The organism is Klebsiella sp. HMSC16A12, assembly GCF_001808265.1.
GTDB lineage: Bacteria > Pseudomonadota > Gammaproteobacteria > Enterobacterales > Enterobacteriaceae > Klebsiella > Klebsiella pneumoniae.
In genome coordinates this window covers 54447-70087 of sequence record NZ_KV792648.1, presented here as the reverse complement: position 1 = coordinate 70087, position 15641 = coordinate 54447, and the positions used below count along the sequence as shown (strand labels likewise).

The window sequence follows — 15641 nt, the reverse complement described above, 5'->3', positions numbered from 1 at the left end:
GGTCACAGGTTCGAATCCCGTCGTAGCCACCAAATTCTGGACGTATCGATACGCATCGATAAATCTGCAAACAATTTGTTGGGGTATCGCCAAGCGGTAAGGCACCGGATTCTGATTCCGGCATTCCGAGGTTCGAATCCTCGTACCCCAGCCAAATTTAAAAGTCGTTCAGCAGTGAACGCACTGTTGCCCTCAACCGGCGTAGTTACGGTCAAGCGCAACAGACAATTGGGGTATCGCCAAGCGGTAAGGCACCGGATTCTGATTCCGGCATTCCGAGGTTCGAATCCTCGTACCCCAGCCACTTCAATGCAAAAAAGCTCACTTCGGTGGGCTTTTTTGCTATTGGCGTCCTGACATGCTTACTCCGTACTGACTGCCGGGCAGGTGCTCTCCGCTACGCCCCTGCCCGGGAAGCCGGTTTTACAAGCCTAACGCATACTTCAGCGCCTGACGCTTCAGCATCCCGGCGCGTTCAGCCGCCATCAGGCCAATATTACGCAGCATCCGCACCGGCGCCAGGTCATTGCTGAATCCGGCATAAAAGAGATCCATCCCCGACTGCATGATAAAATTATCCGCTCGCCGCCGCGCCTGGTAGCGCTTCAGCACCGGCAGGCTGGCCCAGTCTTCGCCGCGGCCGCGCGCTTCCGCCAGGATCTCCAGCAGGGCATCGACATCACGATAGCCAAGGTTAACCCCCTGCCCCGCCAGTGGATGAATGGTGTGCGCCGCATCGCCCACCAGCGCCAGGCCGGGCTGAACATACTGCAGCGCATGACGCCGGGTAAGCGGGAAGGCGCCGGCCGCCTGCGGCGTCACCTGCCCCAGCCGCGCCGGAAAGTGACTGGCGATCTCCTGCTGGAGCTGCGCCATGGTCATGCTCTGCAGCTGACGGATCCGCGCCGGGGCGTCGTACCAGACCAGCGAAGCCCAGTGGTCGAACAGCGGCAGGAAGGCGCGTGGGCCGCTGGGAGTAAACTGCTGCCAGGTGCTGTCGCCGGGATCGTCGGCGCATTCGACGCTGATCAGCATACAGGACTGCTGATATTGCCAGGCGTGCACGCCGATGCCGGCCATCTCCCGCACCTGGGAGTTAGCGCCGTCGGCGCCGATAACCAGCCGGGCGTGGATCGTCTCCCCCTCGCGCAAATGCAACGCCGTCTGCGTCTCGCCGCGCTGCATCGTTTTCAGTTCGCTACCGACGCGCAGGGTAACCGCCTCATGCGCCGCCAGCGCTTGCCACAGGCCCCATTGCAGAACCTTGTTTTCGACCATATAGCCCAGCTCCGGCAGCTTGAGCTCCGCGGCGTCGAAGGCGACGTGCGCGCTCTGCCACTCCCAGGTCTCCAGACGGCGATAAGCATGGACGCGCATCGCCCGTATGGCATCCCAGACGCCGAGACTCTTCAGCAGGCCGACCGAAGCCGCGCTGATCGCCGAGATCCGCACATCCGGGGCGGATGCCGGATCGAACGCCGGTGGCGCCGCTTTCTCAAGCACCGTCACGGTAAATCCCTGTTGCGCCAGCCCTAACGCCAGGGCGCCGCCGACCATGCCGCCGCCCACGATGGCGACATCTGTTACGTGAATTGTCATGGCTATTATCCTTAAAGCAGAATCCGTTAAGTTTACCGGATTTTTCGCCCTCTTGCGGCGATAACGCTCGCACTGGTCAGGGGGCGACCAAAGCATTACAATACGCGCCCTGGAATGCGAAATTCACCCTGTATATATCCCCGCGTTTTGGATATCTATTACTGAGCATGAGCAAGTCAATGACAAAAAAACTCCATATTAAAACCTGGGGCTGTCAGATGAACGAGTATGATTCATCAAAGATGGCCGATCTGCTGGATGCGACACATGGGTATCAACTGACCGAAGTGGCGGAAGAAGCAGATGTGCTGTTGCTCAATACCTGCTCAATTCGTGAGAAGGCCCAGGAAAAAGTTTTCCATCAGCTTGGCCGCTGGAAGCTGCTGAAAGAGAAGAACCCGGACCTGATTATTGGCGTCGGCGGCTGCGTGGCTTCCCAGGAAGGCGACCATATTCGCCAGCGCGCGCACTATGTCGATATTATTTTCGGGCCGCAAACCCTGCACCGCCTGCCGGAGATGATTAACTCCGTGCGCGGCAACCGCAGTCCGGTAGTTGATATCAGCTTCCCGGAAATTGAAAAATTCGATCGCCTGCCAGAGCCGCGCGCCGAAGGGCCGACCGCCTTTGTCTCGATTATGGAAGGTTGCAATAAATACTGCACCTACTGCGTGGTGCCGTATACCCGCGGAGAAGAAGTTAGCCGTCCGTGCGACGATATCCTGTTTGAAATCGCCCAGCTGGCGGCGCAGGGCGTGCGTGAGGTCAATCTGCTGGGGCAGAACGTTAACGCCTGGCGCGGTGAGAATTACGACGGCACCACCGGCAGCTTTGCCGACCTGCTGCGCCTGGTCGCCGCCATCGACGGCATCGACCGCATTCGCTTCACCACCAGCCACCCGATCGAATTTACCGACGATATCATCGACGTTTATCGCGATACGCCGGAGCTGGTGAGCTTCCTGCACCTGCCGGTGCAGAGTGGCTCCGACCGTGTGCTGAACCTGATGGGACGCACCCATACCGCGCTGGAGTATAAAGCGATTATTCGCAAGCTGCGTGAAGCGCGCCCGGATATTCAGATAAGCTCCGACTTTATCGTCGGCTTCCCCGGCGAAACCACGGAAGATTTCGAAAAGACCATGAAGCTCATCGCCGACGTCAATTTCGATATGAGCTACAGCTTTATCTTCTCCGCTCGCCCGGGCACCCCGGCGGCCGATATGGTCGACGACGTGCCGGAGGCGGACAAAAAACAGCGTCTGTATATCCTGCAGGAACGCATTAACCAGCAGGCGATGGCCTGGAGCCGTCGCATGCTCGGCACGGTACAGCGCATCCTGGTGGAAGGCACCTCGCGTAAGAACATCATGGAGCTCTCCGGACGTACGGAGAATAACCGGGTGGTCAACTTCGAAGGTACCCCGGACCTCGTCGGTAAGTTTGTCGATGTCGAAATCGTCGATGTATATACCAACTCGCTGCGCGGTAAAATCGTGCGCACCGAAGCGGAGATGGGTCTGCGTATCGCTGAATCACCCGAATCAGTGATTGCCCGCACCCGTAAAGAGAACGATCTTGGCGTGGGAATTTACCAGCCATGATCCCTTCAGGCCTGTCGGTTCCGGCAGGCCTTGTAATTCCTCTCTCCGTCCCTATATCTACAGCAATGCTTGCGCCATTTTCCTGTGACGTAAATAATTTCCTGATTAGCCGGCCACGCGCCGCGTCCGGCCACCTGCGTAAAGAGGAATAGTTTGAACATAGACACTCGTGAGATTACCCTGGAGCCAGCGGATAACGCACGCCTGTTAGCCCTGTGCGGCCCGTTTGACGACAACATTAAACAGCTGGAGCGTCGGTTAGGCATTGAGATCAACCGCCGTGACAATCACTTTAAGCTGACCGGTCGCGCCCTGTGCGTGCACGCTGCCGCCGATATTCTGCGCAGCCTGTATGTCGACACAGCGCCAATGCGCGGTCAGATTCAGGATATTGAACCAGAGCAGATCCACCTGGCGATCAAGGAAGCGCGCGTACTGGAGCAGAGCGCCGAAAGCGTGCCTGAGTACGGTAAAGCCGTCAATATCAAGACCAAGCGCGGGGTAATCAAACCGCGTACGCCGAACCAGGCGCAGTACATCGCCAATATCCTCGATCACGACATCACTTTCGGCGTGGGTCCGGCGGGTACGGGTAAAACCTATCTGGCGGTAGCGGCGGCGGTCGATGCGCTGGAGCGCCAGGAGATCCGCCGTATTCTGCTGACCCGTCCGGCCGTCGAGGCAGGCGAAAAGCTCGGCTTCCTGCCCGGCGATCTGAGCCAGAAGGTCGACCCGTATCTGCGCCCGCTGTATGACGCGCTGTTTGAGATGCTCGGCTTTGAGAAAGTGGAGAAGCTGATTGAGCGTAACGTCATCGAAGTGGCCCCGCTGGCCTATATGCGCGGACGGACGCTGAATGACGCCTTTATCATTCTTGATGAAAGCCAGAACACCACCATCGAACAGATGAAGATGTTCCTGACCCGCATCGGCTTTAACTCCAAGGCGGTGATCACCGGCGACATCACGCAGATTGACCTGCCACGCAGCACCAAATCCGGTCTGCGCCATGCCATCGAAGTACTGGCGGAAGTCGATGAGATCAGCTTTAACTTCTTCCATAGCGAAGACGTGGTGCGCCATCCGGTGGTCGCCCGCATCGTGAACGCCTATGAGGCATGGGAAGCCGCAGACCAGAAACGTAAAGCAGAGCTGGCCGCCGAGCGCAAACGCGAAGCCCAGGAACAGGAGCAAAAATGAGTCAGGTGATCCTCGATTTACAGCTGGCCTGCGAAGAGACCAGCGGCCTGCCGGACGAAGCCCTTTTCCAACGCTGGGTCGACGCCGTCATTCCGCCGTTTCAGGAGGAGTCAGAGTTAACGATTCGTCTGGTCGACGTTGCAGAAAGCCATGAGCTGAACCTGACCTATCGCGGCAAGGATAAGCCGACCAACGTCCTCTCCTTCCCGTTTGAAGCGCCGCCGGGAATTGAAATGCCGCTGCTCGGCGATCTGATCATCTGCCGTCAGGTGGTAGAGCAGGAAGCCAGCGAGCAAGGTAAGCCGCTGGAGGCGCACTGGGCGCATATGGTGGTGCACGGTAGCCTGCATCTGCTGGGCTACGATCATATCGAAGACGACGAAGCGGAAGAGATGGAAGGCCTTGAAACAGAGATAATGCTTGCTCTGGGCTATGAGGACCCGTACATTTCCGAGAAGATTGCGGAATAGCGCCCAGCCGGATGGCGGTGCTTGCGCCTCATCCGGCCGCTGTTTCTGCGTTTTACCTGCCAGAAAGTCAGGCAACCCATGCCGTCCGGCGCTGAGTCTACGCGCGACGAGCGACAGTTAAATCAACATGAGAACCCAAACGACGCCATGAGCGACGACAATTCACACAGTAGTGACACAGTAAACAGCAAAAAGGGATTTTTCTCCCTGTTACTCAGCCAGCTTTTTCACGGGGAACCGAAAAACCGCGATGAACTGCTGGCGCTGATCCGTGATTCCGGGCAAAACGACCTTATCGATGAAGATACGCGTGACATGCTCGAAGGGGTAATGGATATCGCCGACCAGCGGGTCCGCGACATTATGATCCCCCGTTCACAAATGATAACCCTGAAACGCAACCAGACGCTGGACGAGTGCCTGGATGTCATCATCGAATCCGCCCACTCGCGTTTCCCGGTCATCAGTGAAGATAAAGATCACATCGAAGGGATTCTGATGGCCAAGGATCTGCTGCCGTTTATGCGCAGCGACGCCGAAGCCTTCAGCATGGAAAAAGTGTTACGGCCGGCGGTTGTCGTCCCGGAAAGCAAGCGGGTCGACCGCATGCTGAAAGAGTTTCGCTCACAGCGCTATCATATGGCGATCGTTATTGACGAATTCGGCGGCGTCTCTGGCCTGGTGACCATCGAGGATATCCTTGAGCTCATCGTCGGGGAAATTGAAGACGAGTACGACGAAGAAGAAGATATCGATTTCCGCCAGCTGAGCCGCCACACCTGGACGGTGCGCGCCCTGGCCTCCATCGAAGACTTCAACGACGCCTTCGACACGCACTTTAGCGATGAAGAAGTGGATACCATTGGCGGGCTGGTGATGCAGGCCTTCGGCCATCTGCCGGCCCGCGGCGAATCTATCGACATTGATGGTTACCAATTCAAGGTAGCAATGGCAGATAGTCGTCGTATCATTCAGGTGCATGTAAAGCTGCCCGATGACGCTCCCCAGCCGAAGCTGGAAGAGTAAGCGGTAGCGCTGAAATGGCCAGCCGGGAGACCGCGAGTCATACACGGTTGTAGGTGCCCCGCGTCCGGCTGGCAAAAAGAATAGCCTGTAGCAGCAGGCGTTAATTAACGGGACGATTAACCTAAATGGTATTTGCCTCTCTTCTTGAACGCCAGCGCATACGTCTGTTGCTGGCGCTGTTGTTTGGAGCCAGCGGAACGCTGGCTTTTTCACCTTATGACTTCTGGCCAGCGGCTATCGTTTCGCTGATCGGTCTGCAGGCGTTAACCCTCAACCGACGCCCGCTGCAAAGCGCCGGGATCGGCTATTTCTGGGGACTCGGGCTGTTCGGCACGGGTATCAACTGGGTCTATGTCAGCATCGCTCAGTTTGGCGGAATGCCCGGCCCGGTTAACGTCTTCCTCGTCGTTCTGCTGGCGGCCTATCTCTCGCTCTACACCGGCCTGTTTGCCGGCCTGCTCGCCCGTCTGTGGCCTAAAACTAACTGGATACGGATGGCTATCGCTGCCCCTGTCGTCTGGCAAATCACCGAGTTCCTGCGCGGCTGGGTGCTGACCGGCTTTCCGTGGCTACAGTTCGGCTACAGCCAGATTGACGGCCCGCTGAAAGGCCTCGCGCCGGTGATGGGCGTCGAGGCGATTAACTTCCTGCTGATGGTAGTCAGCGGCCTGCTGGCCCTGGCCCTCGTCCAGCGCAACTGGAAGCCGCTGGCGATTGCCGCGCTGCTGTTCGCCCTGCCGTTCCCGCTGCGCTATATCCAGTGGTATCAGCTGCTGCCGGCGCGCGCGACCCAGGTCTCGCTGGTGCAAGGCGATATCCCACAGGCCATGAAATGGGACGAAAAGCAGCTGGTCAATACCCTGAAAACCTACCTGGCGCTGACCCAGCCGCATATCGGCCACTCGCAGCTGATTATCTGGCCTGAATCGGCGATCCCGGATCTGGAGATCAACCAGCAGCAGTTCCTCAGCATGATGGACGATCTGCTGCGCGCAAAAGACAGCTCGCTGATCACCGGCATTGTCGATGCGCGTCTCAACAAGCAGAACCGTTACGATACCTACAACACCATCATTACTCTCGGCAAAGATAACCCGTACCGCTACGACTCGACCAACCGCTACAACAAGAACCATCTGGTGCCGTTCGGCGAGTTTGTACCGCTGGAGTCGATTCTGCGTCCGCTGGCGCCGTTTTTTGACCTGCCGATGTCCTCCTTCAGCCGCGGCCCCTACGTGCAGCCGCAGCTGATGGCGCATAACCTGAAGCTGACCGCGGCCATCTGCTACGAGATAATCCTCGGTGAACAGGTGCGGGATAACTTCCGGCCGGACACCGACTTCCTGCTGACCATCTCCAACGACGCCTGGTTCGGCAAGTCCATCGGCCCGTGGCAACACTTCCAGATGGCGCGAATGCGCGCCCTGGAGATGGCCCGCCCGCTGCTGCGCAGCACCAACAACGGCATTACTGCGGTGATCGGCCCGCGCGGCGAGATCCAGAAGATGATCCCGCAGTTTACCCGCGAGGTGTTGACCACCACCGTGACCCCCACCAGCGGCTTAACCCCTTACGCCCGCACCGGCAACTGGCCGCTATGGGCGCTGACGGCGCTGTTTGGTTTCGCCGCGCTGCTGATGAGCCTGCGCCAGCGTCGCCGATAAGTTTCTCCGCCGGCGACGCCCGTCGCCGGCTTTTTCTTCCCATCATCTGCCACTCTGGCACAGTCATTGCTTTATTTAACCTGGTAGCGGCATCGTCCGACCCAGTGCAACCGGGTTGCACCAGAAACGATCGGTGGTCGCGCTATTTTGGTGCAATGGAAGATATTTGCCTCCGATTGGTGCGGAGCGCTTCGCAAAAATAAACAATAAAGCAGCAAAATCTTTACATTAAGCCAAACTAAATGCTAACAAACACATACAAATGCGGCACGTGGATGCGTGCCCCCAATAACAACACACACAATCACAATGGGTATCAATAGCGTCGCTGACGCTGCGGATAAGGAGTTGGATATGCAATTACGTAAACTGGCCACGGCAATGCTGGTAATGGGAATGACCGCTGGTCTGGCGCAGGCGGAAGATGCTGCCCCGGCGGCTGGCCAGAACACCCTGGATAAGATCGCCAAAAACGGGGTTATCGTTGTCGGCCATCGTGAATCTTCGGTCCCGTTCTCTTACTACGATAACCAGCAGAAGGTTGTGGGCTACTCTCAGGATTATTCCAACGCCATCGTCGATGCCATCAAGAAAAAACTGAACAAACCCGATCTGCAGGTCAAACTGATCCCGGTCACCTCGCAGAACCGTATCCCGTTGCTGCAGAATGGCACCTTTGATTTCGAGTGCGGCTCAACCACCAACAACCTTGAGCGCCAGAAACAGGCGGCCTTCTCCGATACCATCTTCGTGGTCGGTACCCGTCTGCTGGTGAAGAAAGGCGGCCCGATCAAAGATTTCCCGGACCTGAAGGATAAAGCGGTCGTCGTCACCTCCGGAACCACCTCAGAGATCCTGCTGCATAAGCTGAACGATGAGAAAAAAATGAATATGCGCATTATCAGCGCCAAAGATCATGGCGACTCTTTCCGCACCCTGGAGAGCGGACGCGCCGTGGCCTTTATGATGGATGATGCCCTGCTGGCTGGCGAACGCGCCAAGGCGAAGAAACCGGATAACTGGGAAATCGTCGGCACCCCGCAGTCGAAGGAAGCCTATGGCTGCATGCTGCAGAAGGACGATCCGACGTTCAAGGCGCTGGTTGATGAAACCGTCGCCCAGGCTCAGACCTCTGGCGAAGCGGAGAAGTGGTTTGACAAATGGTTCAAAAACCCGATTCCGCCAAAAAATCTTAACCTCAACTTCGAGCTGTCGGACGACATGAAAGCGCTGTTCAAATCACCTAACGACAAAGCACTGAACTAATTATAACAACCAGGGGCGGGATATCCTGCCCTCCCGATGATTGTCACAGCACGGACAGACTATACGGCGGCTGGTCGTTCCCCAGCCGCCGCGAATACCGAAACAAGCTGGACAACCGTCTTCGAGGGTAGCACTGGCTACCCTTTTTTTTCCAGGAGTCATGTATGTCAATAGACTGGAACTGGGGGATATTCCTGCAACAGGCCCCCTTCGGCAACACTACCTACCTGGGCTGGCTGTGGAGCGGTTTTCAAATCACCGTCGCCCTCTCCATCTCGGCCTGGATCATCGCTTTTCTCGTCGGCTCACTGTTCGGCATTTTACGCACGGTACCCAATCGCTTCCTCTCGGGCATTGGCACCTGCTATGTCGAACTGTTTCGCAACGTGCCGCTGATCGTGCAGTTCTTTACCTGGTACCTGGTGGTGCCGGAGTTCCTGCCGGAAAATATCGGCATGTGGTTTAAATCGGAGCTGGACCCAAACATTCAATTCTTTGTCTCCTCCATGCTGTGCCTGGGGCTGTTTACCGCCGCTCGCGTCTGCGAGCAGGTACGCGCCGCCATCCAGTCGCTGCCGCGCGGGCAGAAGAACGCCGGCCTGGCGATGGGCCTGACCCTGCCGCAAACCTACCGCTACGTGCTGCTGCCGAACGCCTACCGCGTTATTGTGCCGCCGATGACCTCGGAGATGATGAACCTGGTGAAAAACTCGGCCATCGCCTCCACCATCGGTCTGGCCGATATGGCCGCGCAGGCGGGCAAACTGCTGGACTACTCCGCTCATGCCTGGGAGTCTTTTACCGCCATCACCCTGGCCTATGTTTTCATCAACGCGGTGATTATGCTGATTATGTATGTGGTCGAGCGTAAGGTTCGCCTGCCTGGCAATATGGGAGGCAAATAATGTACGATTTTGACTGGAGTTCGATCGTTCCCTCCATGCCCTATCTGCTGGCAGGGCTGGTGATCACCCTGAAGATTACGGTGATCGCCATCGTGGTCGGCATCGTCTGGGGCACCCTGCTGGCGGTTATGCGCCTGTCCAGCTTTCTGCCGCTGGCCTGGTTTGCTAAATCCTACGTCAACGTATTCCGCTCAATCCCACTGGTGATGGTCCTGCTGTGGTTCTACCTGATTGTCCCGGGCTTCCTGCAGAACGTGCTGGGACTGTCGCCGAAAACGGATATTCGCCTGATCTCGGCGATGGTGGCGTTTTCGATGTTCGAAGCCGCCTACTATTCAGAGATTATCCGCGCCGGCATTCAGAGCATCTCCCGCGGCCAGTCCAGCGCCGCGCTGGCGTTGGGGATGACCCATTGGCAGTCAATGCGGCTGGTGATCCTGCCGCAGGCCTTCCGCGCCATGGTGCCGCTGCTGCTAACCCAGGGGATCGTCCTGTTCCAGGATACCTCGCTGGTGTATGTATTGAGTCTCGCCGACTTCTTCCGTACCGCCTCCACTATTGGCGAGCGTGACGGAACCCAGGTCGAAATGATCCTGTTCGCGGGCGGCGTCTATTTTGTGATTAGCCTCAGCGCCTCGCTGTTGGTCAGCTGGTTGAAGAAAAGGACTGTGTAATGATTACCCTGAAAAACGTTTCAAAATGGTATGGTCACTTTCAGGTGCTGACCGATTGCTCCACGGAAGTGAAAAAAGGCGAAGTCGTGGTGGTCTGCGGGCCGTCAGGCTCCGGTAAATCCACGCTGATTAAGACTGTGAACGGCCTTGAGCCGGTACAGCAGGGGCAGATTATTGTCGATGGCACCGTGGTTAACGATAAAAAGACCAACCTGGCTAAACTGCGCTCGCACGTCGGCATGGTGTTTCAGCATTTTGAACTGTTCCCGCATCTGTCGATTATCGACAACCTGACGCTGGCGCAGGTTAAAGTGCTTAACCGCGATAAAGCCTCAGCGCGCAAGAAAGGCCTCAAGTTGCTGGAGCGCGTTGGCCTGGCGGCGCATGCGGAAAAATACCCGGCGCAACTCTCCGGCGGCCAGCAGCAGCGCGTGGCCATTGCCCGTGCCCTGTGTATGGACCCAATCGCCATGCTGTTTGATGAGCCCACCTCAGCGCTTGACCCGGAGATGATTAACGAGGTGCTGGACGTTATGGTCGAACTGGCCAACGAGGGGATGACCATGATGGTCGTGACCCATGAGATGGGCTTTGCCCGCAAGGTGGCGAACCGGGTGATCTTTATGGATGAAGGGAAGATTGTCGAGGATGCCGATAAAGAGGCCTTCTTTGCCAATCCGCAATCCGAGCGTGCCAAAGATTTCCTCGCCAAAATACTCCATTAATGGTTTTTCTCTGCGCATACCGCCCGGTATGCGCAGTTAATCTTTTCCGCCATATTATTCGCCAATGTTATTTATGCGGCAGATTATCGCTACTATCATTTACGTACCCAATAAACCTGGGCGATAAAAGCTGAACTTATTTATTAAATCGATCAATTCATAAAGAATTCAATAATGAATTAGTGGACCGGCCTTGCCACCGCCGCTAGCATATAACGCCTCGTAACAGGTTCGTCGCACGATTATTTTATTAATTGAATATAATATTCTTGCCTGACCTCGCCTGCGCCGAAATAAAGGCCATCAATATTCTCTGCCGCTCGCAGAATAATGGATGCGCCACCAAACCAATGAAACAAATGGATATTGCTTCATGTTAATTCGATCTCGCACGCTCACCGGGCTGCTGTTTATCACGCTGGCGGGCACCTCAGCCGCCGGGGCCGCGCCATTGGCCTCTTCTACTCACCAGACGGAGCAGGATAAAGCCCGCCAGGAAGCGCTGGCGCCGCAGCAACAGGATTTTCAGTCTTCACAACAGCGCGTGGCGCCGCAGGGTATCCCTTTTCCTGAGGAAACGCATTGCAAATTGATCAACCGGGTCGATATCGACTCCGATAACCAGGCGCTCACCCGGAAATTACTGGCGAAAACCGCGCGGCAGGCGCAGGGACGCTGTCTGGGTAGCGAAGGCATTCGCCTGCTGGCCTATACCTTGCAAAATGAGCTGATCGCGCAAGGCTACATCACCTCGCTGATTGATGTGCCCTCCCAGTCGCTGGAGCACGGCATACTCAGGTTCACGCTGCACTATGGCAAAGTGGGCGCTATCGACTATGCCGACGGCTCGGACACCACCCGCCTGTGGAATTCCCTACCCACCTCTTCCGGTACTATCCTGCGCTTAAGCGACCTTGAGCAAGGGATGGCCAACCTGCAGCGTCTGCCCGGCGCCACCGCGCACATGAAACTGCTGCCGGGCCAGCACGAGGGCGAAAGCGATATCCAGATCGCCCGCAGCCTGGCGAAAAAATGGCAGCTTGGCGCCTGGCTTGACGACGCCGGCAGCAAAGCCAGCGGACGCTACCAGGCCGGCGGGGCCCTCTATCTCTATGACCTGACCACCCTCAACGATATCCTGTACCTTTCCGGCGGGGGCGATATTGAATTCAATCAGCATAACGACGGCAACCACAACGGCAGCCTGTATTACTCCATTCCCTTTGGCTACTGGACACTAAGCGCCTACGGGGCATACAGCCAGTATCGTCAGCAGTTTAACGGCAACTGGTCGACGATGGATTATAAGAGTAAAAATCGCTACTACAGCGCCACGCTGAGTCGTCTGCTCTCCCACACCCGGCAGCAAAAAACCACCGCTGACCTGCGGATCGCCAAGAGCACCTCGCATTATTACTTCGGCGGCAGTGAGCTACTGGTGATGCGCAAGCAGAACCCCTCATGGGAATTCACCCTCAACCACCAGCACTACTTTAACAAAAAGATTGTTGATGCCAGCATCGGCATCCAGCGCAGCCTGCCGTGGCTCAGCTCGACAGCAACGCCGGAAGAGCAGGCCGGGCTGTATAGCCCGCTGTCGCGGATTGTGCATGGTAATCTGCAGGCAATGATGAAATTTGACGCCACCGGCGACAAATTTACCTGGGCTCCCCGCCTCAGCGCCCAGTTCAGCCCGGACAAACTCGCTTCCGATAATAAATTCAATATTGGTAGTCGCTGGAGCGTGCGCGGTTTTGACGGTGAAAACAGCCTGTCCGGCAATCAGGGATGGTACTGGCGCAACGATTTTATCTGGGATCTGGCCACCCACGAGCGGCAATTCTATTTGGGCGCGGATATAGGCCGTCTTATCGGCGCCGATCTATATCAAAAAGGCAAAGTGCTCTCCGGCGCCGTCAGCGGGCTGCGCGGTCAGCTATGGTCAACGCAGTACGATCTGTTTATTAGTACCCCGCTGAGTAAACCGGATAAGTTTCATAGCGACGCCCTGAATATGGGCTTTTCATTACAGTGGAGGTATTAATTCGCACATTATTGACTCGTCATATTTACATTATTTATTAATCATTATTTAAAGGAATAAAGAAAATGTTTAAGTTTAAGGCTTCTTATGTCGCACTGGCGGCAGTATTAACCTCGTCGGTAGTTTATGCCGACCCCACAAGCTATACGCACTCTTCCGGCGCCACGGTTATCGATATTGAAAAGCCGAATGCCGCCGGTGTCTCCCATAACCTGTACCGCGACTTCAACGTCGGCACCAATGGCACCATCCTTAATAACAGCGGCGATGATGTCAGCCACAGCACATTTGGCAATATCGCCCGCAACAATAATCTGACCGCCGGCAGCGCTTCGGTGATTTTGAACGAGGTGACCTCCAAAAACGCCAGTAGCCTGAAGGGCTTTATCGAAGTCAACGGTCAGAAAGCGGATGTGGTAATCGCCAACCCGAACGGCATCACCTGTTCCGGCTGTAGCTTTGTTAATACCAACAAGGCTATCCTGACCACCGGCAAGGTTAATATGACCGACGATGGCGCCATCGGCAGCTATACCGTAACGGGAGGCACCCTCACCATCGGCGAAAATGGCATGAACGCCGCCAACGGCTACGCGGTTCTGCTCGCCGACGCGATTAAGATTAACGGTAAAGTGCAGGCCAACAACGCCCTGGTCAGCGCGGGCAACTTCACCATGGATAACAGCTCTGGCTCGGTGACCTCCGCCGGTAAAAAGGCCACCCTGATCCAGATGACGGTTAACCCGCAGTACAGCATCGACGTCAGCAGCCTTGGCGGCATTGAGGCCAACAGCATCAGCATGGTCGGCAATAACATCGGCTTTGGCGTACGTAATAAGGGTTCTATTATCTCCAACGGCACGCTGATGCTCACCAGCAACGGTAATTTACTGAACAAAGGGTCAATAACGGGCAAAGGTTTGCTGAGCCAGGTTTCCACCGTCACGGGCATCACCAATGACGGTAGCATCGCCGGCGCCTATTATTTAATGCTCTCCAGTGGCGATTATATCGTTAACACCGGTTCTCTCTCCGGCGGCCAGCTGATTGCCACCGCTAACGGCAACATCACCAACGGCGACTCAGGCACGATGACCGGCACCAGTGGATTAAGCCTGACCAGCGGCGGGAAAATCCGCAACGAAGAAAAAGCCTCCCTGCTGTCAAATAACCAGATTGCCGCCACGGCAATCGGTGATTTCCTCAATGAAGGCAAAATCAGCGCCAAACACACCAGCCTGACGTTTGTCGGCGACAGCTTTAAAAACACTGGCAATATTAACTCTACTGGCCAAACCACCATTCAGTCGCTTAAACAGGACGGCAGCGCCAATACGGGCGAGATCTATAACCTCGGCAATATCACCGGCGAAAATATCAATCTGCAGACCAATGGCACGCTGGCGCAAAGCAGCAGTGGTCGTATTGAGGCAACCAACGCCATTACCGCCCACAGCTACTGGCTGAACCAAAATGGTTATATGAATGCCGCCGATATCACCACCGATCACGGCGTAGTGAATAATTATGGCAATATTACTGCCAAAAATATTTCAATCACGACCTACTCAGATATCACCAACGAAGGGCAGATCAGCAGCACCGGCGACCTGACCTTAAATACCAAAAATAAAGGCGCGATCTACAATTATTCAACCCTCAGCGCGGGCGGCAACATGACGTTAACCGCCACCAAAGTGGTCAATGGTGGTAAAAGTTGCGGCATCCTGGGCCTGGCGAAATGCGGCGTCGGGACGTTAACTGCTGACAAGCTGGTACTGAACTCATCGCAGAAATATGTTAGCGACATGGGTGGAAAACAGTATTTCAAGAGCACCGAAGTCAACACGGTGAAATAAGACAAACCACGATGCGCGAAGCCTCGCGCATCGTTTTTCGCACGCTTAGGGCTCGAAGGGCCGACGCTGGAACTGATCGTGGCCACATTTTGGACAGCGCGGCAGCACGTCCGGGGTGTATACCGCCAGGTGATAGTGGCACTTCTCGCAGACCAGGTTGCCCAGACCGACCACTTCGCCGCTGTGGTACACGCCGTGATGATTCAGATCCTGAAAGACTTCCCGCCACTCGAGCTGGGTTTTGTCGGTGATATCAGCCAGCTCCTGCCACAGGCTCTCTTTGATCACCCGCATAAACACGCTGTCGCTCTCGTCTTCGTGACTCTCTTCGTAGCTGCGGGCAAACTCCTCGAGGTCGCGCTTGACCGCCGCAATCACCGACTCGATCTCGCTCTGCGTCAGATCGCCGGCGCGGACGATTTTTTCCCGCGCCTGCGTCACCAGCGCGTCGATATCGCGCTCTCCATGGCGGAGCCGTTCGCTGAGCGAGGAGACCAGTTCACGGTAATATTGAGCAACCTTGTTCATCATTTCGCCTCCGGTGGGGTTAACGTCTTCTGATAATAGACCTTATTCCTCTCCCGCTGTGTCTGACAAGCCACAGA

13 protein-coding genes and 2 tRNA genes are annotated in these 15641 nt (G+C 56.2%); 13 read left to right on the top strand and 2 right to left on the bottom strand.

The window, feature by feature from the left end; translation table 11 throughout:
* Positions 1 to 79 precede the first annotated feature (79 nt).
* Both HMPREF3140_RS24980 and HMPREF3140_RS24975 read left to right on the top strand, forming a co-directional pair.
* A tRNA-Gln gene (locus tag HMPREF3140_RS24980) sits at positions 80 to 154 on the top strand.
* A gap of 75 nt (positions 155 to 229) precedes the next feature.
* Positions 230 to 304, top strand: a tRNA-Gln gene (locus tag HMPREF3140_RS24975).
* Between the two features lie 119 nt (positions 305 to 423).
* On the opposite strand, the gene ubiF is transcribed toward HMPREF3140_RS24975, so the two are convergent.
* Positions 424 to 1599 (bottom strand): 3-demethoxyubiquinol 3-hydroxylase, encoded by a 1176-nt coding sequence (gene ubiF, locus HMPREF3140_RS24970; protein ID WP_032411049.1) that lies wholly within the window; start codon positions 1597 to 1599, stop codon positions 424 to 426.
* A 179-nt stretch (positions 1600 to 1778) separates the two neighbouring features.
* Here ubiF and miaB point away from each other — a divergent pair, with 179 nt between their 5' ends.
* From miaB to HMPREF3140_RS24910, 11 genes are all read left to right on the top strand, one after another.
* Complete coding sequence (gene miaB, locus HMPREF3140_RS24965) at positions 1779 to 3203, top strand: tRNA (N6-isopentenyl adenosine(37)-C2)-methylthiotransferase MiaB (RefSeq protein WP_002894730.1); 1425 nt, start codon at positions 1779 to 1781, stop codon at positions 3201 to 3203.
* A gap of 153 nt (positions 3204 to 3356) precedes the next feature.
* On the top strand, positions 3357 to 4403 hold the full coding sequence (locus HMPREF3140_RS24960; RefSeq protein ID WP_004176871.1) for a PhoH family protein: 1047 nt from the start codon (positions 3357 to 3359) through the stop codon (positions 4401 to 4403).
* Complete coding sequence (gene ybeY / locus HMPREF3140_RS24955; RefSeq protein WP_002894722.1) at positions 4400 to 4873, top strand: rRNA maturation RNase YbeY; 474 nt, start codon at positions 4400 to 4402, stop codon at positions 4871 to 4873. The genes HMPREF3140_RS24960 and ybeY overlap by 4 nt, the downstream gene beginning before the upstream one ends.
* A gap of 147 nt (positions 4874 to 5020) precedes the next feature.
* On the top strand, positions 5021 to 5899 hold the full coding sequence (gene corC / locus HMPREF3140_RS24950) for a CNNM family magnesium/cobalt transport protein CorC (RefSeq protein WP_004197606.1): 879 nt from the start codon (positions 5021 to 5023) through the stop codon (positions 5897 to 5899).
* Between the two features lie 125 nt (positions 5900 to 6024).
* Complete coding sequence (gene lnt, locus HMPREF3140_RS24945; protein ID WP_032411047.1) at positions 6025 to 7563, top strand: apolipoprotein N-acyltransferase; 1539 nt, start codon at positions 6025 to 6027, stop codon at positions 7561 to 7563.
* Positions 7564 to 7917: 354 nt separating this feature from the next.
* Positions 7918 to 8829: an amino acid ABC transporter substrate-binding protein gene (locus HMPREF3140_RS24940; protein ID WP_070553153.1), complete on the top strand. Its 912-nt coding sequence runs from the start codon at positions 7918 to 7920 to the stop codon at positions 8827 to 8829.
* A gap of 164 nt (positions 8830 to 8993) precedes the next feature.
* Positions 8994 to 9734, top strand: coding sequence for an amino acid ABC transporter permease (locus tag HMPREF3140_RS24935; RefSeq protein WP_002894709.1), 741 nt, complete (start codon positions 8994 to 8996; stop codon positions 9732 to 9734).
* The gene (gltK, locus tag HMPREF3140_RS24930) at positions 9734 to 10408 is read left to right on the top strand and encodes a glutamate/aspartate ABC transporter permease GltK (protein ID WP_002894707.1); all 675 of its coding nucleotides are present in this window, start codon (positions 9734 to 9736) and stop codon (positions 10406 to 10408) included. Before HMPREF3140_RS24935 ends, gltK begins: the two co-directional genes overlap by 1 nt.
* Positions 10408 to 11133, top strand: a complete 726-nt coding sequence (locus tag HMPREF3140_RS24925; protein ID WP_002894706.1) for an amino acid ABC transporter ATP-binding protein — start codon at positions 10408 to 10410, stop codon at positions 11131 to 11133. The genes gltK and HMPREF3140_RS24925 overlap by 1 nt, the downstream gene beginning before the upstream one ends.
* 373 nt (positions 11134 to 11506) lie before the next feature.
* Positions 11507 to 13177 (top strand): ShlB/FhaC/HecB family hemolysin secretion/activation protein, encoded by a 1671-nt coding sequence (locus HMPREF3140_RS24915; protein WP_004176875.1) that lies wholly within the window; start codon positions 11507 to 11509, stop codon positions 13175 to 13177.
* Between the two features lie 65 nt (positions 13178 to 13242).
* Entirely contained in the window at positions 13243 to 15036 is a 1794-nt protein-coding gene (locus HMPREF3140_RS24910; protein WP_023279711.1) for a filamentous hemagglutinin N-terminal domain-containing protein, read from the top strand.
* A 45-nt stretch (positions 15037 to 15081) separates the two neighbouring features.
* Here the strand turns inward: HMPREF3140_RS24910 and HMPREF3140_RS24905 are convergent, their stop codons facing one another.
* Positions 15082 to 15564 carry a zinc ribbon-containing protein gene (locus HMPREF3140_RS24905; protein WP_002894699.1) on the bottom strand — a complete coding sequence of 161 codons (483 nt, stop codon included), beginning with the start codon at positions 15562 to 15564 and terminating at the stop codon, positions 15082 to 15084.
* Positions 15565 to 15641 lie beyond the last annotated feature (77 nt).